Here is a 24,713-nt window from a genome sequence, read left to right on the forward strand (position 1 = left end):
CGGCTTGTTGGTTTCGGGCTGAGTCAATTTGAGGCGCCCGGTTGCCAAGAAATGGCTTCATTCACTACGCCCGCGTGCCGTGGCGAGCGATGAAGACCTCGTAGTCGGCCTCGTTCTGGTTGGCGTATGCCTGCGAGAAGTTCCAGAGCGCGTCCTCAAACGCGTCGCCGTCATCCAGATAGGCCGATATGGCCAATTCGTCGCCGGTGCGGGCGTGTGCGTGCGCAAGCGCGTGGGCGCACAAGCGGGCGACGCTTTCCAAGCTGCCGGCACCAATGCGCTCAAGGTCGATTGACCCCTTACCGTTCCAGAGCTGGCGTACATAGTAATCGCGCGCGGTGCCGTCGGGCGCGGTGGCTTTGGTCCACCCGAGCAAGATGTCGCTTGTGCTTTGGACGAGCTTCTGCCCCTGCACCACGCGCTCGGCATGGCTCGCGAAGGGCGCGGGTCGCCAGAAGCGCTCGACTACGGACTCGCTCGCCTCCTTGGCCTGCAGGATAAGCGGGTCGTCGGCGTTTTTACCGGCGAGCAGCGCGATCCATGCACGCGTGCCCACGCTGCCCACACCCACGACTTTGCGCGCGGCGTCGTGCACATGGTAGTGCTCCAGCAACATGCGCCGGTCGTAGGGGAGGCTTGCGAGGTAGGAGTCAAGCAGCTCCTGCAAGGCTGCAAAAAGTTCGTTGCTGTCGGTGTAGCCCTGGAGCGCCTCAAGGTCGCTAAGGGGTACGAGTTCGGGAGGCTGCGAGTTGAAGCGCAGCGCATCGCCGACTCGATGGGCGAGCTTATCGGCGGCGCGCTGGTTATCCTTCTGGCGCGCCTTCTCAACTGCGCGGCGCACGGTGCGCCCGGTCTTGCCATGGAGGTCGCGCTCAAACTCATCGAGCGCCTGCTCTACGTCAAGGTGCGCATACCACACATCGAGTTCCCCCATCTTGGCGAAGCTGCAGAGCGAGCGGCGGTACTGCTTAGCACAGGCGCGCACGGCGTCTCGGCGGTCTTTCTTGGCGAAGCCTCGGCCGCGCCCGCAAATCTCGACGCTCGCGGCGAGGCGCTTGAGATCCCATTCCCATGGGCCCGGCGCGGTTTCATCGAAGTCGTTAACATCGAACACGAGATGGCGCGTGGGGCTCGAGAAGACGCCGAAGTTCGCGATGTGCGCGTCGCCGATGCACTGCACTTCGATGCCGCTGACCGGCTGCGTGGAGAGGTCGTGCGCCATGATGATGGCCGTGCCGCGAAAGAACGTGAAAGGCGAGGCGCCCATGCGCTCGTAGCGAAGCGGCACAAGCTCGGGCACGCGCGTGGCGGATTGCTCTTCAATGAGCTCGATGGCATCGATGCGGCCCGTTTGGACCTCCCATACGCCAAAAGCTTCGAGGTCGGGCTGTTTGCGTGTGTCGATATTGGCCATAGGTCCCCCGGTTTCCGTGTGGGCGCTTGTGCTTCCACCATTGTCGTACAAGGCGGGACGCTCTTGCAGCGTGGGCGCGATGCGACGTGGATTCAACGAAGAGGTGAGGGGCGGATGAAATGGGGGAGTGGGGGCGGGCGAGTCCGGGGGCGAGAGGCGTTTGATGCGCGCGTGCGTTGTCCCAGTGTGCCGTGCGATAAGGGCGCTCAGCCAATCTGGCTGGAGGCATGGCTTGTTGTCGCGGAGAAAGAGGAGGAGATGGCGCGATGCGCATCGAGCACGCTGCGTTGTATGTGAACGACCTCGAGGGCGCCCGGGCGTTTTTCGAGACGTATTTCGGGGCAGTGCCAAATGATGGCTACCATAACCCGAAGACGGGCCTGCGCACGTATTTCCTAACGTTTGGAAATCATCGCCTAGGGATGCGCGAGCGGGGATCGCGCCGTTGCCTATTCTGAGGGAGCGGGCTCACGTACCCGGTTTTATCAGGTACGCGAGCCCGCTGCACGTGCCCCCGTTGCGGACGCGGCGTGCGGGAGATGATGCAAGTTGAGGCGTGGCGCGCGGCTCGGGTTGTCGTGCGAAAGACGGCGCGCTGTTGCCTAGTGGGAGTTCTGGGCTTTGCGCCGCAAGATTGCTCCGGTGGTGACGGCTACGGCTCCTGCTGCGAGCAGGGTGCCTACGAGTGCGCTGCTTTCATCGCCGGTTGCAACGAGGTTGTTGTCGGCATCTTGTTTGGCGGGCTGGGCATCTGGGTCGGCTGCGCCGCAGACGGTGCAGGCGCCGTTTTCAAACGAGTGTCCAAGTGCGGGAATGTCCGATATGGCCTTGGTGCTGGTGTACGTCGTGCCGTTCACAGTCACGGTGGCGGCGTAGGCGGTCACGCCCTGCTCGGTGCAGGTGGCGGGTGTTTGCACCGATGACGTTATGGTTGCCTGGGCGGTTTGCGTGTGAGATGCGTCATGTGCACAGGTGATGGTTGCCGTGCAAGCAGATCCATCCTCAGCCCAGCTCCATGTGGGCTCTCCCCATGCATGGTTGTTGGGGTCCGTAGTGCCATATGCTCTGCCGCAATCGTCGCACGTGGCGGGCGCGGAGCATGTTGCCACGACGCCCTCGTGCACATGCTCGCCGATATAGACGTAGCGGTACGAGCGGATCTGTTCAACACCGGAGCCGGTGACCGTCGTTGCGGCGTTGTACGGTGAGCCGCCTCCCCCGTCATAATGTGCCGCAGCCGATCCGTCATAATTCGCTTCGTCAACCTTGAGCTCGACAAGCTTGCCTGCTGTTGGCTCTATGTACAGGGCCCTATAGGGGTGCAGGCCGCCTCGCGCCGTAACGGTGGAGGCTGCGACGGAGATGGGGCCTGCGTATATGGCGGGAGAACCGTTGGGGTCGCCGCTGGTAGCCGTTACCGTCGAGTTTGCGATTGAGAGGGTAGTAGCCACGTAAATAGCGGTATCTTCTGTGCTGGTGGCCGTTACCCTCGAGTCCGCCACTGTTAAGGAGTCGAGTACGTATATGCTTTTGTTCGCTGCGCACTCCGCTTCGATGGTTGAGTTCGTTATGGTTGCAGAGCCGATGCAGTACAGTGCTGGATAATACGGGTCTGATGTTAAGGCAACTTCTACGGTTGAGTTCTCGATGGAGATGGACCCGCCGGTATGTATAGCGTTCGCCTCGCCAGCGCTCGTGAACACTTCGACGTAGCTGTCGGAGATGGTGATGCCATCTCTTCCAACCAATGCGCTGCTCGAATAAGGGGTTGTAGGGTTTTGGTCTCCTTCAACATAGACGTTCGCGTTGTTCTGTATCTTCAAATTTCCTGTAGGAGCAAGCAGTCCGCCTCCATCACCAGAATTTGCCCAGATGGTGCAGCCATCGATGATTGCATCCGCGCCATTATCAATTTGAATGGCGTTGCCTACGGGGCTGGTGGCGGCAAGCGTTCCGCCGTCAACGCCAACGAATGTGAGGCTCGTAGCACCTATTGAATAGATTGCGCGGCTGCGTGAGCTCGCTGCTGTATTGTCCCCCATGAGTCGAATGGTCAATTCATCCATGTTGTTGCGCAGCGCTACATCGTCTCCCGAGGCGGGTGCTTCGAGCTGTGCGCCGTTGAGCGTCAGCGTGTTTGTGGCGGCGTCGTACGATACCGTGCCATCACCTAAAACATCGCTGGCGTTATCGCTCGTGACCTGTATTCCTGATACATATAAGTTGTACGTTTCGATTGCTTGCGCGCTCATGGGCGCGGCTAAATACGCTGCGACTAAAACGAGTGATGCGATCACCATGCACGCCAGCCGGCGCCGCCTCGTTCCGCTGGTCGTTGAGTTCATGGCGATGCACCCGCTTCCTACTCCTGCGCCGAGTTTCGGCGCTTCCGTACCATAGCTATTCTTTCAGAGGCCTCACACCTCCAACACCTCCGTTTGACGAGGTTTTCGGTCTATGTGTTCGCATTGGCGAATACAATGAGGTCAACGATATTGGAGAGGGGACAACACAATGGAGTATCAAGGCATCCGGGAGGTAGCCGAGGCGTGGGGCGTCTCGAGCCGCCGCGTACAGCGCTTGTGCTCCGAAGGGCGCGTGGAGGGTGCTCGTAAATTTGGCAGAGCCTGGATGATTCCCGTTGGTGCTCCAAAGCCAAGTAGGCCGCGCCGAATGCCGTCCGAGCCATTTGTCCCCGTGGCTCCTAGTTCTGTGTGCGCCGGTTCGGCCCATGCTGACGATGCTGGCCATGTCGATGGCCCAGCAGGTGAAGCCCGCTGCGAGCGAGCCGGTGAAGACTGCTGTGAACGAGCCGATGGCTCCGCGGGCGGACCCGGCCGGGCTCGGCCCCTCGCTTCGATGCGCGCCGACGAGCCTGATCCTGCGACAAGCGCCGCGCGCGATGCCGACGTCTCATCTGCTTCTGCCGAGAGAGCGCCGAGCGTTCTGTCTCGCCTGATGCCCCTTATGAACACGCCGTTCGTGCCGGGGGAGTGCGAGCGCGCGGTGGAGGGTCTCGATGATCCGGGCATGCTTGCCGTTGCGCGTGCCGAGTACCGCTACTTCAGCGGCAGCGCAGAGGAGGCGGCGCGCGAAGCTCGGGAGCTGCTTGCGCACGCGGACCCCGCGGTTCGGCTTTCGGCTTGCCTGATTTACGCCTACGCGAACCTAACACTCGGCCAAGCGGCGCAATCGCGCATGGCACTGAACGAAATACACGAGGCGCTGCAGGAGCGTTCCGATATCTCGCCCGCACACGGTAGGGCACTGAACGCCTTTGTGGGATATACGGCGGCGACGTTGCTCCATTTGCCGTTGCCGCAGGAAGCGCCGCCCATGAAGGAGTTTCTCGCGCTTCTTCCGCCGGGACTGAGGGCGTTTGCGCTGTATGTCCACGCGCATCGGCTGTATCTGGATGGCGATTATGCGCGGAGCCTCGGCGTGATCGAGGCGGCGCTCATGGGCCAGGCAGCCACGTATCCTATTCCGGAGATCTACCTGCGGCTGGCGGCGTCGATGGATTATATGGCGCTGCGGAAGCCCGACGAGGCACGCGAACAGCTGCTTATCGCATGGCATATCGCCCAGCCCGACGGGCTTGTTGAGGCGTTCGGCGAACACCATGGATTGCTGGGAGGCCTGTTGGAGGCGACGCTGCAACAGGAGTGGCCCGACGAATTCAAGCAGATCATCGACCTTGCGTATCGCTTTTCCGACGGATGGATTGCCGTCCACAATCCGGCGACTGGCGACATGGTGGCGGATAACCTGACCACGACCGAGTTCGTCGTCTCGATGCTTGCTGCCCGTGATTGGTCGAATAAAGAGATTGGTGCCCACTTGGGCATCTCGTCAAATACCGTAAAGGCCCATCTAAACAGCGCGTTCCATAAACTCGGGATCAATGCCCGCAGGGATTTGGCGCAATACCTGCTGAGATAGCTGGGCTAGGTGCATGGGCCTTGCCCGCGCGGCTGGGGCGCCTGGCTGGGGTGGGCACGACGAAGCGCGCGGCCAAGTCAACACATAATGAAGACCCCGTCTGCTCACAATTCAATAGCGGCAGGCGGGGTCTTCAGTTAGAAGGGCCGGTCCGAGCCTACCGGTGATGAGGCTGGCCCACTGCCCACTACACCGCAATGCACAGGTTTACCACTAAGATAAACACATGCAACAAGAGGATGATCGTTGGCAGCACGCTTTCGCGAGCCAGCTCGCGCTTGGCAGAGCCTTGCAGGTCAAGACCGCTTTGCACGGCTACGAGTGCGAGCAACATTGCCACCAAGTAGCTCTGTACCATGAACTGCGAGACGGCAAGCAGCCCACACGGCACGGTAAGGAAGGCTCCTTCGTCTTGGTTATCGAGCAGCCTGAATAACACCATGGCTGAAAGCACCTTGCCGCAGGTCGCCAACAGGTCTGCGCTCACGATGGGGTTGGTTTCGAGCACGGTGAACAGATCCGCTCCGGATGCCGCCGCCATGGCCTGGACGGAAACAGCAAAGAACACGACGGAGGCGGCAAGTAGCACGATGGCGGCAAGCATCAGGTTGCGTGGTTTTGCGATGGCTCCGAGACGAAGGCTCATAGTCGGTCCTTTCAGCGGTTGTTCGGTGGGCATGCAGGTAAAGATGCAGGGGAGAGGTTGGTGCCGTGACGGGCCAGCGCTCCATGGCGCCGTGCCCGTCACGATCGTTATGTGCGGCTACAGCAGGTTCTCGAAGCGTTCGCGTACGATGGAAACATCCATGCCCACGATAACCTGCACGGCGTTGCCGTTGACCACGAGGCCGTAGGCACCGGCGGTCTTGAAGTCGTCAGCGGGGCACACCTTGGTGCCGTCCTTGACGGTGACGCGCAAACGGGTCGCGCAGTTGGTCACGTCGACAATATTCTCGGCACCGCCGAGCATCATGAGGAACTCGACCGCCTTGAGACCGTTCACGTCGTCGGGGGAAGCGGTCGCCCCGGTGGCACCCGCACCGCCAGCTGCCTCCACAGCCAGCGCAGCCTGACGCTCGCGGTACTCGGCCTTGCTGTAGAGCTTGATCTCGTTTTCCTCGCGGCCCGGGGTCTTGAGATCGAGCTTGATGATGAGGAAGTAGAAGACGACGAACCAGATGCCTGTGAACACGAGACCGATGACGATCTGCTTAATCCACATGGCGCTCTGGGTGCTCCACAGCGGGATCCAGTTCATGAGCAGGAACTCGATGAGGTTGCCGGCTGAGCCGTTGACCACGCCGAAGAGGCACTCGACGGCGGCCAGGGCACCCGCGAGCACACTGTGGACCACGAACAGGAGCGGCGCGACGAACAGGAAGGTGAACTCGATGGGCTCGGTGATGCCGGCGACCACGGCGGTCAGCGTCACGGGGAGCATGATGGCGAGCACCTGCGGGCGCTTCTCCTTGGGCGAGGTGAAGTAGAACGCGGCGGCGATTCCGGGCGAACCGAAGACCTTGGCGTAGCCGAGCGTGAGGAAGCGGCCCTCGGGGAAGACATCGGCAAGGTTGCCCTGATACTGCGAGAACTCGATCACGTGCGTGGACCAGTAGGCCTTGAGGCCGCCGGCCACCACGGCGTCGCCGTAGTTGAACGGCATGTAGATGAAGTGGTGCAGGCCCACGGGGATGAGCAGGCGCGACAGGGTGGTGTAGCAGAACACGCCAAACACGCCGCTGTTCATGAAGAAGGTCTGCATGTTCTCGAACCCGATTTGGATCTGCGGCCAGATGATGGCGAAGGCGAGAGCCAGCGGAATCATCGCGAAGAAGCCGAGCGCGTAGATGAAGGCCGCACCCTTGAAGACGCCAAGCCACTCGGGCAACTTGAACTCGTAGAATCGGTTGTGCAGCCACACCACGATGGCACCCACGATGAGCGAGCCGGCGATACCGGTGTCGAGCGTCTTGATGCTCGCGACTAGCGTAATACCGGTGTCGTCGGTCGTCATGTTGGCAAAGTCGATGCCAAAGCTCGTGCCCCAGTTGGTAAGGATGGCCGACAGAAAGTAGTTGAAGGTCAAATAGACGGCGATGGCCTCAAAGACGCAGCGCCCCGCCTGCTTCTTGGCCAGGCCGATGGGCAGGGCCATGGCGAAGAGTAGTGGCATCTGGCGGAAAACCATCTGCGCACCCTCGTAAATCATGTACCAGATCTGGCTCCACATGGTGCCGTCGGCCGCGAGTCCGCCCATGATGGACGCGTTGCGGAAGATCGCGCACAGACCGACAATCATGCCCGGGAAGGTGAACAGCACAACCGGCGTGTACATAGCCCCGCCGAAGCGCTGAAACTTCTCGATTAACGTTCCTTTCATAACACACCCCTCTTAACACATCGGGTAGGTGACGTGCGCGCCGGCGACAGCGCGCAGGGTTTATGCGCAGAAGTCGGCACCCCAGTAGCCCTTGTTGGCCTCGATGAGGTCGTCGAGTACGGCGCGCGCCCGGTCTGCATCCGAGATGGTGCGGTTGAGCGTCAGGGCCTGCAGCAGCTTGCCCTTGTCCTTCTCGAACAGACCGTCCACCGCCAGGCGCTCGTAGGCGTGCTGGCTCTCGATCATGCCCTTGTAGAATGTGCCGATGGGCTCCATCGAGAGCGGCTCGGGCCCGTTGATGCCCACGCGGCAGGCGACTTCCACCATGGCATCCGGGTCGAGGTTGGGGATCGTACCGTTGTTCTTGACGATGATGAGGAAAATCTCGTTCTCGTTGTTCAAGATGCTCGTGGCCAACTCGAAGATGTATGACGCGTGGACCGAGGTCGTGTTCTCGAGGTCGTACTTGGTGCCGCGGACGGCATTCGCCTCGATGATCTCGTTGAGCTTCTTGTGTACGCGCGGATACTTGCCCTCCATGATTTCGTCATAGCGCGTGTGGTTGGGGTCGGAGTGCGCGACGACGCGGTTGGGGTAGAGGTAATACTTGAGGTACGTGTTGGGCAGGTACTCGGGGAAGTCGCGCAGTATATCGGCCATGGTATTGTACGTTTCGATCCAGGAGGCGTCGAGCGTGTGCTCCTCGTTGCCGAGGCCGAAGGTGTAGCCGTCCAGCAAACACTGCTTGATGCGCGGTGCCAGGTCCTCGCCCGTCTTCTTGTCGTAGACGTGTGTGAACCAACCGTAGTGGTTGAGGCCGAAGTAGCGCGGTTCGAAATCGTGGCGCGAGCAGCCGAGCATCTCGGCATAGCGCTCCATGATGGCGATGGGCATGTCGCAGATGTTCAGGATTTTGTAATCATCGGGGAACACGCGGCGCGTGGCCTCGGCAACGATGGCGGCCGGGTTGGAGTAGTTGATGATCCACGCCTCGGGCGAGAGCTCGCGGATCTTCGTGATGATCTCGATGACCTCGGGGATGGAGCGCAGGCCGTACGCGAAGCCGCCCGCGCCGCAGGTCTCCTGGCCGACGAGCCCGTGCTTGAGGGGGATTTTTTCGTCCTTTTCACGCATCTCCATGTTGCCGGAGCGGATCTGCATGAGGGCGAAGTCGATGTCGGCGAAGGCGACATCCGGGTCATCGGTCCAGATGAACTCGTCCATTTCGGGGTAGTACTCGCGAAACAGGATCTGGCCGTACTGGGCCATGATCTCTTGGCGCTTCTGGTCGATGTCGTAGAGCACGAAGCGACCGATGGGGAACTTCTCCTTGTAGCGCACGAGGGTCGCCATCATCTCAGGGTTGCGGATGGAGCCGCCTCCCACGAGCACGACGTTGTACTTCTTCATGATTGACTCCCGCTGTGAAAAACCGATACAACAAGCTAGCTTTAGCTTGGATTGTATGGGCTGCAGGCAGTGTTTGTGCACGTAGATGTCCAATTTGGGCGGTTGGGCAAAAGCTGGTAGTTCTCACAGCGAATGTGAAGATTCACATGGTGCGGGGGGGGGTGAGGTGGAGCGGTGCGTGTAGGCGACAAGATGTCGCTGGGCCGCATAGAGAGGCGCTGCCCTACGCGGTGCCTGTGCGTTCTTCCTGCAGGTAGGCGGCGAACTTCACCCCGATGAGCTCGACCACGAAGAAGACAGCGGCGTTGGAGTGAAACGGTGTCGCCGCGCCGACCTCGATCTGCTGCGGATGTACGAACAGGGCGTGCTTGGCATGGTTGGCGAGGTAGTTGTTGCTCGAGAGCGTGAGCGAGGCGATGGTGGCATCGCGGGCGGCGATCTGGGAGATTGCACGGCGCAGGTAGTCGGACTCGCCGCGCTGCGAGACGATGAAGACGAGGTCGTCCGAGCGCATGAGGGGGATGGTCTTGGCCAGCTCGCTTTCGCCCGCGATGTTGTCGACCAGGTAGCCCAGGCCCAGAAGCACGCGCTTGAACTCGCGGCAGGCGGATTTCTGCAGGTTGCCCGTGCCGAACGAGAAGATGCGCCGGGCCCGTGCGAGGTCGTGGCAGAAGTCGGTGCAGTCGAGGTTGCGAAACGAGCGGATTGCGCTGATGCTGGCTGTGCACGCCTCATCGACCATGTCGCGCGATGGGCGTGGGTCCGCGTCGCGCTCCCATTTGAGGAGCGTCTTGAGCTCGGTGAACCCGTGCAGGCCGAGCTTCTGGGCGAAGCGCATGACCGTCGAGCGCGACACGGAGCAGGCGTGGGCGAGTTCCTCGATGCCCATGTCGCAGACCGCATCACGATGCGAGGCCACATAGCGCAGGCAGAGCAGGTCGTTTTCGCCCAACGTATCGAAATGCGTGCTGACCAGATCTTCAAACCGATGCTGCATACGTACTCCTCTTGCGCCGCCGCCATGTCCTCCAATGATAGCGGTTCGCACGAAGCCTCGATGGACGGCAGCCCCCTGCTTTGTGTTCATTGTTACGGAACCTCGTTGCCGAGCGTCTGGCGTGGCACAAGATGCCTCCCGCATCTGGACCGTTATTTCCGGCCCAGATGCGGGAGGCGCTACACGAGTTGAGCTGGTAGCCAGCTGACTGGGGGTAATTCCGAGCCTATTCCTCTTCGAAATCCTTCTCGTCAAATCCAAGTATCCACGTGGCGGCAAACGTCACGGCGAACGTGATGGCCATACCGATGATTGCCATGACAAAGTTGTTGCTACCCGTAGGATCGATGAACTGGGGGAGCGAAAGCAGCGAGACCGTGACCAGCTCGTAGACCTTTACATGGGCGAAGGCGCAGAAGATGCCGCCCGCGGCGCAGCCGATGAAGGTGGCGACCAAGGGGCGCTTCAGCTTGAGCGTCAAACCGTACATGCACGGTTCGGTGATTCCGGCGGTCGCGATGGGCAGGGCGGCGGAGCCGGCAAAAGACTTGATATCGCGGTTCTTGGCTTTGAAAAAGATGGCAAGCGCGACGGCAAGCTGAGAGAAGTTGATGACGGCAAAACCAACCCACAGGAAGGGGTCAAATCCCATGGTCTCAAGGTTGGAAAGGGCGGTCGGCATGAAAATCCAGTGGCTGCCGGTCAGGATGAAGATAGGCATCAGGGCGCAGACTGCGAACACGCCGATGACATAAAAGTCGTTGTAGAGCGTGAGCATGGCGCTTGCGATGACCTCGCCGATAATGGAGCCCACCGGGCCGGTGACAAGAAGGGTCAGCGGGGCCATGATGATGAACACCGGGAGCTGGCTCAGCAGCTGGCCGAGCTTGGCAACGGGCGTGCTCATGATGGCATGCTCAATCTTGGACTGAACCCATACGGTAATCAGCGCGGGCAGCAGCGATGCACTATAGGAGATTGCGTGCACCGGTAGGCCGAACAGCGCGATGGCGCCACCCTCTTCTACAAGCCCAGAGAACGTGGGGTGCATGAGAATGCCCATGAGCATCATCGAAATGACGCTGTTGCACTGAAAATGAATCGAGGCGCTCCATGCAACGATGAACGGCATGAAGTAGAAGAACGCATCCCCGATCGCGTTGAGCAGCTGGCCCGTCTGGCTCGCTGTGTCAACGACGCCTGCGAGCGTGAGGATGGACACGATTGCCTTGAAGAGACCGGTGACTACCAGGCCGGGAAGAATCGGCGTGATGGTGGCAGACATCGTGTTCAGCGGGATGCCGATCCAATAGCCGATACCCTTCTTCGTGCCCGTGCTACCCGGTTCTTCGGAGCTGTCTGCACCGGTTACGCGCGCCGAGACCTCTTTGAAGACGCTCGCCACTTCGTTGCCAACGACGACTTGGTATTGTCCCGCGGCGATTACGGTCCCCGCCACGCCATCGAGGGACTTCAGGGCAGCCTCGTCGACGAGGGACTGGTCCTTAAGCGTGAAGCGGAGACGCGAAAAGCAGTGCGTCACGTTTGAGATGTTTTGGATACCTCCCACACCTTCGATTATCTGGTCGGCAAATGTGCCATAGTCGGTCATACCGGCGCTCCCATCTGATCGCTCATACGGCGGGCCGCCGCCGCGTGTCTTGCGTACGCGAGGGAGAGCGCTTGCGTTGGTACCATCCCCTCGCTAGCCAAAACGTTACAGAAGATGGCGGAAACCTCGTGGTTCATTACTTGAACTACCGTTTGGGGTCAGATTTGTCTCGCTCATCGAGTGGGACTGCTTGCCGACCTGGTTAACGCGCCCTATCCGCGTCCGGGCCTTATGGCACAACTATGCAAAGCGGCTAAGATAGCAGGCGCTCAGGAGGTCGAAGAAGTACGTCGTACCGTACTTTCCAAATAAGCCGAGGCGGTCGAAATCCGATTCGTCGCCTTCTGGTCGCAGCTGGTAGATGCGGTCGTAAATATCTTGGCCGTCGAACGAGGGGCAGGCGGTGACCAGCCGTTTTTCTGCATCGATCTCGCGAAGCCATTCTGCGGATTCTCGAGCGAAGACACCGGATGCCGAGACGACAACAAGGAGGCTGTCGGGATTCCATGCTGCATGTTGGAGCCGCTCCCGGTACGTGTCTGTGGTCAGTTGGACGAACTTGTTGACGTAGAAAAGCTCTTGCTGGAAGCGCTCGAGCACACCCGTTGTGTTGCCCGCGCACACGAGCACCACATGCGTACGGGCGTGCATATCTTGAGCGAGCTCGACAATATCTTCGGTGCGTACGGCTTGGTGCAGCTTTTCAAATGTGTTTGAGATGCCGCTGTCGAGCGTCGCCCGATACCCGTCGATGCTTAATTCGAGGTCCCGATGGTTGAGGTCGCTTGGATACGCTGCGGTGGTCATGCGAGCTTTGAAGTCGCTGAAGCTGTCGAAGCCGACTCTGTTGCAGAACCTCCGCACCGCCGAGCGCGTTACGAATGCGTTCTCCATGATGTCGGTAATCGATAGCGCGTTGATGTCGTTGAGCCGCTCGATGAGATAGCGGGCGATTGCGTAATCCGAGTCGCGTCGCTGTGAATTCAGGATTGCTGCAAGGGAGTTGAGCAAGCCGAAACTATTTGCGCTCACTTGGTACATCTCTCTGTACCGCACGCCGTGGCAACGGACAGCCTGCGGGTTGGGGTGGCGCAACGTGTGCGTTTTGGTACATCGAGGGTCAGCTTACCATGCGTCCGCTAGCTCTTGAACCGCTTGCCGCGCTCGCGGAACCACGACCAGCTCTTTTTTGGAATGCGGCGGAAATCATCATCGAAGTCTACACGCACAAGGCCATAGCGCTTTTCGTACCCGTTGATCCAGCTGTATAGATCCATCGTACACCAATAGTAATAGCCGCACACATTCGCGCCCTCGCGCTTGGCCTGTTCGAGATAGTCGATGAACGAGCCGATCACGCGGATCCGGTCGTCGTCTGCCACGTACCCGTTTTCATCGGGTACCTCATAGGCGCCGTGGCCGTTTTCTGCCACTACGGGCGGGTTGCCATATTCGTTTTTGATGCGCATGAGAGACGAGTACATGATGCGCGGCAGCAGCTCGCGGCCCCATTGATTGTGTTCGACCGTGCTGTCGTAGGCGGTTTGGAACAGTGGTGCAACGATCTGCCCCTCGACGCTCTTGCTGCCCGCTCCCTTGACGTTACCGGACGCGTTCGAGGGCGCTCCATGCCAGCTGGTTACATATTTACGACAGAACACGTTGAGACTCAGAAAATCAACTACGCCCTCGGCGAAGATTTCCTCATCGCCTGGAACGCGGTAGAGGTAGGTGCCGAGCGCCTCGAGCATTTCGTCGGTTTCAGGCGGAAGGGATCCGAAAACTGCTGGGCACAGGATGAGGCGGTTATAGAAGAAGTCTGCTGCCCGGTAGACGCGCTCGGGATCTTCTGTTCCGGGGGCTACCTCGACGTTGCAATCGTGGTGGATGACGCCAATAGCTCCGGGAAGCCCCATATCGTGATAGATCTTAATGGCCTTTGCGCTGCCGAGCATCTGCACGTATTGCCACTGCAGGAACGATTGCATGTCCAGCTTATGGCAGGGCGGATATATGCCAAGGAAGTTGGCGCAGTAGCTATAGTACTGGGGCTCGTCAACGGTGGACCAAAGGAAAACTCGGTCACCGAAGCGCTCGAAGCATACGCGGGCATATTCGCTGAAGGCATCTGCGGTGGCAACGTTGGACCAACCGCCCTCACAGGCGATGGCGTACGGTAGGTCGTACTGGAAGAGCGTGATGTTGGGCTCCACGCCGCATTCGATGCAGCAGTCAATGAGCTCGTTGTAAAACGCGACGCCTTCTTCGTTAACCGTTCCGCGGCCTTCCGGGAGGATGCGGCTCCATGAGGTGGAAAGGCGAATGGAGTTCTGACCGCCTTGTGCCATGAGGGCGATATCCTCGCGGAACCGGTGGTAGAAGTCGCTGGCTTGCCTGCCGTCGATTCCATTGACGTTCATGTGGGGGATGGCGTTGAAGTAATCCCACTCTCCCAGGCCTTTGCCGCCTTCGTTCCACGCGCCCTCGCATTGATAGGCCGAGTTGGCGGATCCCCAGATAAACGGTCGGTTGGCGAACGAAGTGGGCGCTTCGCGCATGGTGTGCCCCCAGTCCTTGGTGTTGTCTTTTGAAACTACTGTATCCAGTTCCAATGGTGGCCTATGGTTCAAAAGGCGAACTACCGTTTACAGGCTTCAACCGCATGCCGGCGGGCGAATGGGGATGGGGTGTGAGCGTGAATGCTAGCGAGCGGATGCGAGACCAGGACATGCGGTTGTGCTGTACGAAGGCGTTTCGTTGACCGGGCAGGCAGAAGCTGGATTTTGTTCATAGCCGAGACGCTGCTGCGCGTGGCCTAAAAAATATGCCCCATCCTCATCAACGGAAGCAAGCCCGCTGTCATGGCTAAGGGCACATAGTTCCGAAAAACGAACGGCGTAGATTGGACTTATCGTTACTCCTCTAGATGTTTTTAGCGCAATGGGAAGTTCAATCAAGTTCTTCCTAGTCGTAAAATAGGACTAAATCATTGCTTGGCAGCCCGTTTTAGTCATAAATAAGACTTGTTTACGGCTATCGGAACCAACTGGAGCAACCTTGTACTACAGCAACTCCGACGTGATAGAACTAATCGGCAGAATCGAGAAGCCGTACGAGACCGAGGTCGTCGAGCTCAAGGAGGCCAAACACGACTTCAGCTTTAAGGACCTTGGAAGGTACTTCTCGGCGTTGAGCAACGAGGCAGTTCTGAGAGGCAAGCAGGACGCATGGCTCCTCTTCGGCATAGACAACGACAAAGCCGTTTGCGGAACCGCATATCGCAGGGACAACCCGACAAAACTCCAGTCGCTCAAGCGGGAGGTTGCCGGGCACACTAACAACCGCATGACGTTCAGGGAAATCCACGAGCTCGAAATCGAGGGGAAGCGAGTTCTCGCCTTCCAGATTCCCGCAGCAACGCCGGGCATGCCGACTGCCTTCAACAACGCCGCCTGGGCGAGGGAGGGCGAATCGCTCGTGCCCCTGCCCATCGACAAGTACGAGCAGATACGGCAAATGCGCCGCCCCGACTGGAGCGCCTCGGAGGTCGAAGGGGCAACGTACGACGACCTCGACCCAGAGGCGGTGCGCCGCGCGGTCGAGCTGTTCCTTTCCAAGCATGGTCGCCATAGGGACGCGTTCGCTGGGATGAACGACCGGGCGATACTTGACAAGGCGAGCTTGACCCGAGATGGGAAGATCACTCCGACCGCCCTCATCCTGATAGGAAGGCCTGAGTCAATCTATCTCCTCGGCGACATTTCGCCGCGCATCACCTGGACGCTCTACGCTTCGGATGGCTCCGTGACCACCTACGAGCACTTCAAGCCGCCATTCCTGCTCGCCGTGGACCGAGTTCTCGGCAAGATTAGGAACGAGAGATACCGGTTCAACGCGAACGGCGCGAGCCTCTTTCCCATCGAGGTAAGCCAGTACGAGCCCGAGATAATCAGAGAGCTCCTCAACAACTGTATCGCGCATCAGGATTACTCCATGCAGGGGCGCGTAAACGTCGAGGAGTTCGAGGATCACCTCGTATTCCTCAACGAGGGGGCCTTCATCCCCGAGACCATCGAGAAGGCGATGAGGCCTGGCTTCAAGCCGAGCTATTACCGAAACCCCTTCCTCTGCGAGGCAATGGTCCAGATGGATATGATTGACACCATAGCTATGGGGATCCCCAAAGTTTTCCAGATGCAGAGGGGTAGATGCTTTCCGCTACCAACGTACGACCTCAGCGATCCGAACCGCGTCGAGGTCACCATCTTCGGCAAGTCGATCAATGAGAGCTACAGCCGCTTGCTCTATGCCCGTCCCGATCTTCCCATGGACATCGTCTATCTCCTCGACAAGGTCCAGAAGCACGAGGAAGTCACCCGGGAGCAGGCGGCGAGGCTCCACGAGCTCAAACTCGTGGAGGGAAGATACCCCCAGCTCTCAATCACGAACTCCCTCGCCGCTGAGACTGGTCAGGAGGTCACATACACGAGGAGCAAGGGGCTTAACGAGGAAGCGTGCAAGTCGCTCATCCTCCAGATGCTCTCTGAGACCGGGCCCGCGTCGCGCGCGAAGATCGTGGCGCTCCTGGACGATCTGCTTCCGGCAGGCCTTAGCGACCGGCAGAAGTCAAAGCGGGTTTCTAACCTGCTCGCCAAGATGAAGAACGTCGACAAGACGGTCGACAACGATGGGGTCATCGGGAAGGCCGCGCGATGGAGGGCGATCTAGCCCGCTTCCCCCTATGGCCGAGAGAGCCCTGATGACGCAACGGCGTCCGAGCTGGTTGGAAAAAAGAAAGCAGCTCAGGAATTTTGCCATTCCTGAGCTGCTAAAATACTTGGTCGCGGGGGCAGGATTTGAACCTACGACCTCCGGGTTATGAGCGGCATTTATTGACATGACAGAAGGCGACACGATACGTCACTAGTACTCCTAGCAGGCGTTTCTTGATGACACTGGTACCGATAGAGGACATTGGGCGCCACTGGTTTTTCTCCCAATGTCTTCCAGAAGTCTTCCAAGATTCACCCGCGACCTCCGGGTTTTGCACGGAGGGAGAGACGAAAGGATCGCCGATATGACCACGATGAACGACGAGAAATGGACTGAGCTGCAGCAGGCCGAGGACATGGCTTACTTCAAGGCGGATATCTGCCTGTACTCGCCCGAAAGCTATACGCTCGACGAGAAGAGGGAGATTTGCAACGAGATGGTCTCCACCAGCAAGGCTGTCCTCGACGCCATGCGCGCCGACTTCGACCAACTGCCAGCAGATGCTAGGAGCAAACTGCTCGACATGCTCTGTCAGTCAGGTGTCGAGAGCCCCGAGTGGTGGAGGGATGTGCTCGTCGGCGATGGTGACCCGCTGTATAAGGAACTTGAGACCATCTAGCCACCTAGGCAATTAGCAGTACAGCGAATACGCCCCTCTCGCATGGCCTTATGGCGAAAGGGGCGTATCATTGAGACGCTTAATCAGCGGAGGGTACTTATGCTATTACGCGTGGGAATAAGTCGGATAAGGCTGTTGTGAGCATGTGGCGTAATCTCGTAATACCTGCATCGCTTCGCTTTCCTGGAAGCTGCTCACGTTTCGCATGGTTTCATCAAAATACGCTCCCTGCCGCTCTTTCTCTGTATTGAGCAGCTCAATGAGCGAGTCATATGCAATCGAAACGGTTTCCATTGTGCTTCCTTAAACGATTGTCCTATGCAGCTGTGCTTCTAGTTGCTGCCTCAGCCCCAGTAAATTGCTGTCTGAGCCGCAAGAAGGACACCGGAATATATTATCCTTCGGAAAGCCCATTACGCCAACAGGCACTGGAAACTCCTCATCAAAATTGATTTGTATCTTCGACGTTACCTTGCATTTCGGACATTCAAAGTCCAACATCAAGGGATTCGGAAGGTTCAGTGGCTGGGGCACTTGTGGAGGCTGACCTGTGTTGATTGACCTATATATTTGAGAGGTTGGCGTTTCATATATCTTGTAGATATTCGTCTCAAAACTCATGCGCAAAAGAGTGTAGTAGCGCGTTATCGCATCATTAAGCTCATCATTCTCGGTGTAATCGGTGATTTGAAGCCGCATGTTGCGTAAATCTGCAATGCGTATTGAGCGGCCATGTGTTAACCACTTGCTATGGTCGCATAGCTCTTTGGCGATTTCTTCTGCGCGGGCTACCTTCTCCTCTTCCGTAACAGGTTCTCCGCTGCTGGAATGGTGTCCCCAGTACCTAAACTTATATTCTTTAAGCCAGTTGGTGACCAATTGCCTTGAGAACGCCTGTGCATTCACGCAGTGCTGAATCTCGCCAGGTGATATTGCCTGAAGTATTGGGATAAGGGCAATATCGAGATGCTTGTCACGTTCAGCCCCACGACGGATATCATCGAGTCCGGTCAAGAAAGCATCGGCCGAAAACGTCTTCCCTTGCGTACTAATCTGCGCATCGATAGGTCCAAGTGCCGAGGTAGTGCCCATGAGTATTTCGTCGGCCGCCATCGCGAATATGGTCCCCGCGCTTTTTGCTGTCCCAGGGATGATCACACCAACACGTTCAAACTTTGACCGAAGCAAATGCACGAGATCCTCGACAACCTCCGCAAGCCCACCAGGTGTTTCGAGAACAATGTCGACATCTTCGCCGTATAATGCAGAGACCTGATCTGAGAAAGGGACGATATCCGAATAATCGATACTGCTAGGAACCTGTTTCGTAAAATCGCTGGCATAGGCGAGTATTGGACGCCCTCTCAATTCGGATATCCGCTGAAGCTGTAGCTTCCTCTGGCGAGATAACTCTTCAAACGAGAGTTGCTGGTCAAGATAATCCGAGTAGATACCCATGCCGCTCCTTAAAAACAGACGCAGTTTCTCACTCATCCTATTATCGCCCATGTTGACCATTTCCTTCGAGAGTGAATAAGAAACAATCTTAAGCGGTGATGTATCCCGGCGTGCTCGCCGTGTCGATGCGGAAGTAGGTGTACGCCGTCTTGTTGCTCGCCCAAGCCGTGCCGTTACCGCCAACGAGCGAAGTCGAGCACGAGTAGAAGCACTGCGAGCCCGTGATGCCGCTCGAAGGCAGCGCCCAGCTCGCATCCGCGTAGATCGTCGTAAGGCGCGAGCACCCCGAGAACGTGTAGAACAGGTCCGTCAGCGTCGACGGGTCGAAGCCCCGGAAGTCGATGGTCGTGAACGCGCAGGAGCTGAACATGTAGCGCATCGAGCGCACGCCGGATAGGTTGCCCAGGCCATTCACACTCGCAAGGTTCGTGCACGAGTAGAACAGGTAGTTGAAGTTCAAATACGAGAAGCCTGCCATGTCGGTCGCGAAGGTCGCGCTCGTGAGGTGCTGGCGGTGCGTCGGCCCGGTGACGCCGTCCCAAGGCGTGAAGCCCAGCCCCACGTACTTGCCGATGGCGCAGATCCTGTTGGACGCCACAAGCTCGCGCGTTGGGTCAGGCGTAGAAGAGGCCGTGAGCACGCCCTCGCCGTCGTCGTAGTAGTGCGCCCAGAACCAGGTTCGGTTGTCGTTGTTCGGGTCCGTGAGCACGCCGCCCGCTCCCAGCTTGCACACGCTCGCGCCGCTCGTCGTCGAGGGCACGAAGCCGTCCGTGCCGCCCACGAGGCGGTTGCAGCTGTTGAACATGAGCGAGCCCGAGAGCCCCGAGTTGTTGAAGCTCGTGGCATATATCGTCTCAAGGCTCCCGCAGCTCGTGAACATCTGGTTCGCGCTCGTCATGCCGGAGAGGTTCTCGAAGCCGCGCACCTCGGTGCAGTTCGAGAAGGCGTTGAACCAGTAGTTGCAGTTGGTGATGCCCAGACCCGCGATGGTCGAGTCGATGTAGACCTTCTTCACCAGCAGCTTGATGGAGTCGTAGGAGCGCGCGCTGGCAGATGAGTAGCCCACCGGGTCGATCTCGAAGACCTGCACGATGCGCCCGCCCGTGACCGACGTTCGCCGCTCGTAGTAGTTGATCTCCAGGGTTCCGTCGTCCAGAAGCAGCGCACGGATCTTGTAGCCCACGTCCCACTCCAGCGCCAGGATGGCGGCGGCCATGTCGCCCGGCGCGTAGAGCGTGCTCTCGCCGTTCTGCCCGCGAATGGCGGAGGCGATGTCCGAGAACACCGACTCGGGTAGCACGCCGCTCTCAAGCGTCATGTAAGGCTGCGCCTGGTACTGCCCGGCGTCCGTGCCGTCGAGTGCGGCCACCGCTGCGGCCATCTCCCTTGGCTTGTAGGTCGTGGCAACGCCCGCCTGATAGCGGATCGCGTTGGCGATGTCGGTGAGGATGCTCGTGGAAACGGTGCCTACGGCCATCAGAACTCCTCCTCTTCGAGGTTGGCGAGCGCGGCGATGGCGTCGTCCACGTACTGCTTGGTGGCGTAAGCCGAGAGGTCGGGCGTCGTTCCCGCCGGCCCTTGCGGCCCAGTCGGTCCCGTCGCGCCCGTCTCGCCCTTGAGGTTGCGGAACGCGAAGGCGAACGTCCTGGCGGAAGCCGTGCCGCCCAAAGTGACGTTGACGGAAGGCGTGCCGGTGGAAGAGTCGACGGTGGCGGAAGCGCCGGTGATGGTCGCGTCCGCGCCGTCATTGCCCGTGTCGCCCTTCGGCCCCTGTGGTCCCGTGGCGCCGGTCGCGCCGGTCTCGCCCTGCGGCCCGGTCTCGCCCTGGGGACCAGTAGCACCTTGAATCCCCTGGATGCCCTGCGGACCGCGCAAATCGGCCGAGCTCGTGCCCGACGCGCTCGTGACGGTCAGCACCGAGCCGTTCCATGAGTGCGTGCAGGAGACACCGTCAGCACCGGAAGGGCCGGTCGCGCCTTGTGGCCCTGTGTTGCCCGTATCACCCTTCGGTCCCTGGGCTCCGGTCGCGCCAACGTCGCCTTTGTCGCCCTTAGGTCCCTGGGGGCCAGTAGCGCCTGTGGCACCGGTCTCGCCCTGGACGCCCTGCGGTCCTTGTGGCCCGGCATCGCCCGTTTCTCCCTTCGGGCCTTGCAGCCCAGTCTCACCTTGGATTCCCTGCGGACCCCGCTCGCCGGTGTCGCCCTTGGGTCCTTGCGGCCCGACGTCACCCGCATCGCCCTTGTCACCCTTGACGCCCTTGGCCACGTCGGCCGTGGTGGTGCCGTTCTTGTCGGTGATGGTGATGGTGCAACCGCCTTCGGTCTGGGTCACGGTGGCCGTCGGGCTGAAGCCGTCCACGCCGTCGGCGCCGTCGAAGTCTCCGCGCTCTGCCGCAGCCGTCAGGTTCTCCCGCGCCGAGTTGGCCAAAGCCGCCGCAGCGTTCGCAGCCGTGGCGGCATCCGTCGTGATCTCGGTCGCGTGCTCGTACGCATTGATGGCGTCCACGAACAGCGTGAACCCGTCCTCGTGCTCCTCGCCGCCCACAATGACTGGCTCCACGCGTATGGTGAACACACGAGAGCTGATGTAGGTATCGTCCCCGCGCGAGACCATGACCTGCGCCTGCACGGCCCCCTCGGCCCCCTGCATCGCCGCCGGGTAGTAGACCTCGAACGTCCCGGCAGATGCGTCGACGGCCGAGAAGGGCTCGGTCCCACGCTCGCCGGTCACCTTGTGCCGCCACAAGAAGTAGACGGCAGCCCCCGTCAGGTCGGCGGCAGCGCCGCCCTCCCGCACGGCAAGCGAGATCCCGCGCCCACCCGAATCGGCTGGTGAAGCCACCAGCACGTCGCCGAAACGCTCGTCGCAGGCGTCCCAAACAAGCTTATGAAGTCCGTATCCGTCGAGCACGAAGCACCTCCTAGAGTCTCCGCTCAGGGTATGCCCGTGTCACAACCCCGGCATCAGAAGTCCAGGTCAGCCAGCTCGTCCAAATCGTCGATCGCGGTGGTCACCGTGCTCTCCACGACCTGCACCGAGGTCGCCACGCTCAGGTTGCCGTCGATGCCCGCCACGTCGTCCTGCAGGGCGGCAACGTCGGCTGCAAGAGAGCTCGTCACCGCGTAGTCCACCTGCTGCACTGTGCCGATGGTCACACGGCAGACGACGGCATCGCCGAACGTGCGCACGCGCTTCACCACCCGCGCCTTGAGCCGCCACTCGGGCGTCCTGCTCGAATCAACGACCGCCACCTCGTCGCCCAGCCCGCACTCGCCGCCGTCCAGGGCCGCAACATCGATCTCATACGAAACCTTGGGCTGCACCGCGTCGACAAGCGCCTTCCTCGTCAGCGCCAGCAGCCTGGCCGGGTCGTCGCACTCCGAGAAGGTCACCTGCCCGAAGCTGTGGACCTTGGCCGTCCTGTCGGCATTCCAGCGCCCCCACACGAGCCGCGCGTCCTCGTCACCGACCCAGTTGACGCCACCGTTGACCTCGCCGAAGGTGAGCTTCTTGCGGTAGCCGCCGGTGTAGCGCCCGTCCTCGTCGGTCACGGGAAGGCCCGCGCCGAACCCGTAGAGCGCCGTGTGCACGTCCTGCTCCAGGACCGTGCGCGTGCACCCCGCCATGTTCTTGCCGTAGGTGAAGCGCAGGCCCTTCCAACTCCCGAGTTGGCTCTTGAAACGGATGGCCCTTGAAGCCACCCGCCCGTCAGTAACCGTTATCACGGGCTCGACCTCGCCGTCCCAGACCTCGGCGACCCTCCGCAGAGCCCAGAGCGCATTCACGTGGTAGAGCACGCAGCCTGCCGTGCCGCTCACGTCGCACGACGCGATCGGCCAGCGTGTGGGTGCCAGCACGACCGCCAGCGCCTGTCGTGCCGTCCTCGACACCAGGTGCTGCTCCTCGATGAAGTCGTCTAGAAGCTCGCACAGGGATGACTCCGCATATACCGAGCAGAGACCTTCCAAAGGCTCATCGGTGCGAACCACCACATGCTCGCGCCAGGTATCGCCATCCCGCCAGAGCAAACGGTCGCCCTTGGCGGGAACCTCGCGGCACTCGAACTCCAGCGTGTCCTCGCCGTTCAGCTCCTCGGTGTGCACGAGATCGCCGACGACGGGCAGGATGCCGATGCGCTCGTCGAACCGGTCGAACCAGAAGATCGTGGGAGCAGAGCCGGCCATCACAGCCACCTCTCGTTGAAGGCAGTCACGTGGGAGGTGCATCCCATGAAGCTCAGCACGCAGCTGCTGGGCGCAAGTGAGAAGAAGTCGCTCGAAAGCGTCACGTCGGCACGCGCATCAACGCCGTATACGGTCACACCCTCGGTGGCACAGTCGATGCGCACCACCTCGTCGCCGGAGAAGGCATGCTCCACGCGAATGAGGGAACCACCACAGCCGACCTGCACGGCAGAACCCGCAGAGGCAACCAGCTCGAACGTCGGCCACGTGGGCCACGAGCCGCCGACCTCGAAAGCAGTACCAGTCTCTGAGCGAGCCCTCCCGTAGGCCACAGGATCGAGCAGCGTGAATAAGACCTCGCCCTGCCCGTCCTCGAAGAGCGACGACCACGCGCCCGCATCAATGCAGACGGCATCCCGGTACTCGAATTCCGGCTCGTCAGGTAGCCGCAGCGCCCCGCCAGCCGTAGAGCACAGCGCCGAATAGACCCTGTGCCTGATGTCGGCCAGCCCGTTTGTCCCCGGCCTGAAACCCGCATCCATGAGCAGCCGCACCCTCACAAGCCTGGGCGGTACGCGGCCGGACACGAGCAGCGCGCCAGCACGCCCCGGCACCGCCATCGTTTCCGGCACCACGGGCAGCGCGACCTTCTCGATGACCTCGGCCGAGCACCACTCCGAGAGGTCGATGCCGTTGTACACGATTGACCTCATGCGTTGCCCCTCGCCCTGCCGTAGGCGATGGACCTGCGACGTGACTCCAGGCTCATCTCGTCCACGAAGCCACCGCTCTTTTGCTTCCGCTTCAGCGTGTCGGCGAGAAGCCGCCGCTCGTCATTGCGCTCGTGCATACGCTTGTCATCGGGTTTCTCTTTCACAGCGACCTCACCACCGTGCACGTTACGTCGAATGCCCACACGTACCGCCCGCTCGAATCTCGCTCCTTGAGAGCTGGGGCCGTGGTGTCGACGCCCACGATCCGATATTCGTCAGCATCCGCATACGGCTCCCAGTCGGCGCGTCTCACCGCCTGCTCGGCGGCAGCGGCGACGGACTCCGCATCGGCCATGACCTCCCGTACCACGAGCACGGTCACCACGACCGACCCGCGCTCCTCCTCCGCCATCCGAGACTCGCGCGAGAACGCGCCTTCGACCACCACGACGGGCTCCTCGCGGTCCAGCGCCGACGGTAAAACTTTTGTGAAGCAGATTGTGAAGTGGGCGTCTGCCAGCAGTTTCGCGATGGAGTCCGCGCAGCTCATCTCACCACCAGCTCCCAGTGGTGCACGTGCCCGTTGAAGTCCTCGCACCGCCTGCACTCGGCCACGAGGTAGGAATGGCCGCCGATGTAGATGCGCGACCCGGCAGGCACCTCGAAGGCACCGTCGCTGTTCAAAGCATCGACGTAAACCTTGCCGTTGCCAGCATCAGCCGAGCGATGCCCGTCATCCACGACTGACTGCGTCCTGGCGAACCGCACGTGCGACACGGCCACGCCCTCGGCATAGCCGTCCTCGCCGTCCGGCACCCGCACCACGGCATCCTCGGCCAGCAGACGCAAGGGTATCGGCCGCAGGCTCCCCATCATCGCACCCCGCAGAACGCCAGCGAGGTCCCCACCAGCTCCTTCAGCGCGTCGGCGATGGCGATCTCCTCGCCGGTCGTGCCCTCGTCCTCGTAGTGGGTCACCTTGAAGTCACCGAGCGCAAACCCGCCGACCTGCCCCTCGCCGAACTCCGCGAAGGCATCCGCGGCCGCGCACACGGCCCGCTGGTAGGCTTCCAGCTCGTCATCGCCGGGCTCGCGTCCACCCACCAGCCACCGCACGTGCCGGGAAGCCGCGGGCAGCGCAAGCCCGAAGGCGGCCTCGGAAAGACCGCCCCCGTACACCTCAGAGTAGAACTGGTATGTCACCGCGACGGC

Annotated in this window: 23 protein-coding genes; 4 read left to right on the plus strand and 19 right to left on the minus strand. The window is 60.5% G+C overall.

Annotated features, from left to right (window positions below):
* Positions 1-64: 64 nt before the first annotated feature.
* Positions 65-1,414 (minus strand): DUF2252 domain-containing protein, encoded by a 1,350-nt coding sequence (locus GJE22_RS00670; protein WP_144687410.1) that lies wholly within the window; start codon positions 1,412-1,414, stop codon positions 65-67.
* A 266-nt stretch (positions 1,415-1,680) separates the two neighbouring features.
* Between GJE22_RS00670 and GJE22_RS10205 the strand changes: the two genes are divergently transcribed.
* Positions 1,681-1,872, plus strand: a complete 192-nt coding sequence (locus tag GJE22_RS10205) for a VOC family protein (RefSeq protein WP_328597174.1) — start codon at positions 1,681-1,683, stop codon at positions 1,870-1,872.
* A 144-nt stretch (positions 1,873-2,016) separates the two neighbouring features.
* Here GJE22_RS10205 and GJE22_RS00680 read toward each other — a convergent pair whose 3' ends face one another.
* Positions 2,017-3,666 carry a hypothetical protein gene (locus GJE22_RS00680; RefSeq protein ID WP_186297357.1) on the minus strand — a complete coding sequence of 550 codons (1,650 nt, stop codon included), beginning with the start codon at positions 3,664-3,666 and terminating at the stop codon, positions 2,017-2,019.
* Between the two features lie 706 nt (positions 3,667-4,372).
* Between GJE22_RS00680 and GJE22_RS00685 the strand changes: the two genes are divergently transcribed.
* Positions 4,373-5,356 carry a helix-turn-helix transcriptional regulator gene (locus tag GJE22_RS00685; protein WP_195760765.1) on the plus strand — a complete coding sequence of 328 codons (984 nt, stop codon included), beginning with the start codon at positions 4,373-4,375 and terminating at the stop codon, positions 5,354-5,356.
* A 187-nt stretch (positions 5,357-5,543) separates the two neighbouring features.
* On the opposite strand, the gene GJE22_RS00690 is transcribed toward GJE22_RS00685, so the two are convergent.
* The 7 genes from GJE22_RS00690 to GJE22_RS00720 all read right to left on the minus strand — a co-directional run bounded on the left by GJE22_RS00690 (position 5,544) and on the right by GJE22_RS00720 (position 14,313).
* Positions 5,544-6,002, minus strand: a complete 459-nt coding sequence (locus GJE22_RS00690; protein WP_144687404.1) for a hypothetical protein — start codon at positions 6,000-6,002, stop codon at positions 5,544-5,546.
* A 117-nt stretch (positions 6,003-6,119) separates the two neighbouring features.
* Entirely contained in the window at positions 6,120-7,736 is a 1,617-nt protein-coding gene (locus tag GJE22_RS00695; protein WP_144687402.1) for an alpha-glucoside-specific PTS transporter subunit IIBC, read from the minus strand.
* 60 nt (positions 7,737-7,796) lie between these two features.
* The gene (locus GJE22_RS00700; RefSeq protein ID WP_144687400.1) at positions 7,797-9,146 is read right to left on the minus strand and encodes a family 4 glycosyl hydrolase; all 1,350 of its coding nucleotides are present in this window, start codon (positions 9,144-9,146) and stop codon (positions 7,797-7,799) included.
* Positions 9,147-9,369: 223 nt separating this feature from the next.
* Positions 9,370-10,143 carry a MurR/RpiR family transcriptional regulator gene (locus tag GJE22_RS00705; protein ID WP_186297354.1) on the minus strand — a complete coding sequence of 258 codons (774 nt, stop codon included), beginning with the start codon at positions 10,141-10,143 and terminating at the stop codon, positions 9,370-9,372.
* Positions 10,144-10,369: 226 nt separating this feature from the next.
* Positions 10,370-11,755, minus strand: coding sequence for a PTS transporter subunit EIIC (locus GJE22_RS00710; RefSeq protein WP_144687396.1), 1,386 nt, complete (start codon positions 11,753-11,755; stop codon positions 10,370-10,372).
* A gap of 240 nt (positions 11,756-11,995) precedes the next feature.
* Complete coding sequence (locus tag GJE22_RS00715; protein WP_186297353.1) at positions 11,996-12,787, minus strand: MurR/RpiR family transcriptional regulator; 792 nt, start codon at positions 12,785-12,787, stop codon at positions 11,996-11,998.
* Between the two features lie 107 nt (positions 12,788-12,894).
* Positions 12,895-14,313, minus strand: a complete 1,419-nt coding sequence (locus tag GJE22_RS00720; protein WP_144687392.1) for a glycoside hydrolase family 1 protein — start codon at positions 14,311-14,313, stop codon at positions 12,895-12,897.
* Positions 14,314-14,812: 499 nt separating this feature from the next.
* Here GJE22_RS00720 and GJE22_RS00725 point away from each other — a divergent pair, with 499 nt between their 5' ends.
* Together GJE22_RS00725 and GJE22_RS00730 are read left to right on the plus strand one after the other, a co-directional pair.
* Positions 14,813-16,483, plus strand: coding sequence for an RNA-binding domain-containing protein (locus GJE22_RS00725; RefSeq protein WP_144687390.1), 1,671 nt, complete (start codon positions 14,813-14,815; stop codon positions 16,481-16,483).
* Positions 16,484-16,832: 349 nt separating this feature from the next.
* The gene (locus tag GJE22_RS00730) at positions 16,833-17,147 is read left to right on the plus strand and encodes a hypothetical protein (RefSeq protein WP_087186495.1); all 315 of its coding nucleotides are present in this window, start codon (positions 16,833-16,835) and stop codon (positions 17,145-17,147) included.
* A gap of 105 nt (positions 17,148-17,252) precedes the next feature.
* Here the strand turns inward: GJE22_RS00730 and GJE22_RS00735 are convergent, their stop codons facing one another.
* From GJE22_RS00735 to GJE22_RS00780, 10 genes are all read right to left on the minus strand, one after another.
* Positions 17,253-17,441: a hypothetical protein gene (locus GJE22_RS00735; RefSeq protein ID WP_087186496.1), complete on the minus strand. Its 189-nt coding sequence runs from the start codon at positions 17,439-17,441 to the stop codon at positions 17,253-17,255.
* 9 nt (positions 17,442-17,450) lie between these two features.
* Positions 17,451-18,605, minus strand: a complete 1,155-nt coding sequence (locus GJE22_RS00740) for an SDH family Clp fold serine proteinase (protein WP_087186518.1) — start codon at positions 18,603-18,605, stop codon at positions 17,451-17,453.
* 88 nt (positions 18,606-18,693) lie between these two features.
* On the minus strand, positions 18,694-20,082 hold the full coding sequence (locus GJE22_RS00745; protein WP_154324023.1) for a leucine-rich repeat domain-containing protein: 1,389 nt from the start codon (positions 20,080-20,082) through the stop codon (positions 18,694-18,696).
* Complete coding sequence (locus GJE22_RS00750) at positions 20,082-21,515, minus strand: BppU family phage baseplate upper protein (RefSeq protein ID WP_328597175.1); 1,434 nt, start codon at positions 21,513-21,515, stop codon at positions 20,082-20,084. The genes GJE22_RS00745 and GJE22_RS00750 overlap by 1 nt, the downstream gene beginning before the upstream one ends.
* Before the next feature lie 53 nt (positions 21,516-21,568).
* Positions 21,569-22,789: a phage tail spike protein gene (locus GJE22_RS00755; protein ID WP_218957857.1), complete on the minus strand. Its 1,221-nt coding sequence runs from the start codon at positions 22,787-22,789 to the stop codon at positions 21,569-21,571.
* A complete protein-coding gene (locus GJE22_RS00760) occupies positions 22,789-23,502 on the minus strand; it encodes a phage distal tail protein (protein ID WP_154324025.1) in 714 nt (237 codons plus the stop codon). Before GJE22_RS00760 ends, GJE22_RS00755 begins: the two co-directional genes overlap by 1 nt.
* Positions 23,499-23,666 carry a hypothetical protein gene (locus GJE22_RS00765; protein WP_154324026.1) on the minus strand — a complete coding sequence of 56 codons (168 nt, stop codon included), beginning with the start codon at positions 23,664-23,666 and terminating at the stop codon, positions 23,499-23,501. Before GJE22_RS00765 ends, GJE22_RS00760 begins: the two co-directional genes overlap by 4 nt.
* The gene (locus tag GJE22_RS00770; protein WP_154324027.1) at positions 23,663-24,052 is read right to left on the minus strand and encodes a phage tail terminator protein; all 390 of its coding nucleotides are present in this window, start codon (positions 24,050-24,052) and stop codon (positions 23,663-23,665) included. Before GJE22_RS00770 ends, GJE22_RS00765 begins: the two co-directional genes overlap by 4 nt.
* Complete coding sequence (locus tag GJE22_RS00775; protein WP_235896383.1) at positions 24,049-24,378, minus strand: putative minor capsid protein; 330 nt, start codon at positions 24,376-24,378, stop codon at positions 24,049-24,051. Before GJE22_RS00775 ends, GJE22_RS00770 begins: the two co-directional genes overlap by 4 nt.
* Entirely contained in the window at positions 24,375-24,704 is a 330-nt protein-coding gene (locus tag GJE22_RS00780; RefSeq protein WP_195760766.1) for a hypothetical protein, read from the minus strand. The genes GJE22_RS00775 and GJE22_RS00780 overlap by 4 nt, the downstream gene beginning before the upstream one ends.
* Positions 24,705-24,713 lie beyond the last annotated feature (9 nt).

The sequence above is a fragment of the Enorma shizhengliae genome, from assembly GCF_009676995.1.
Taxonomy (GTDB): domain Bacteria; phylum Actinomycetota; class Coriobacteriia; order Coriobacteriales; family Coriobacteriaceae; genus Enorma; species Enorma massiliensis.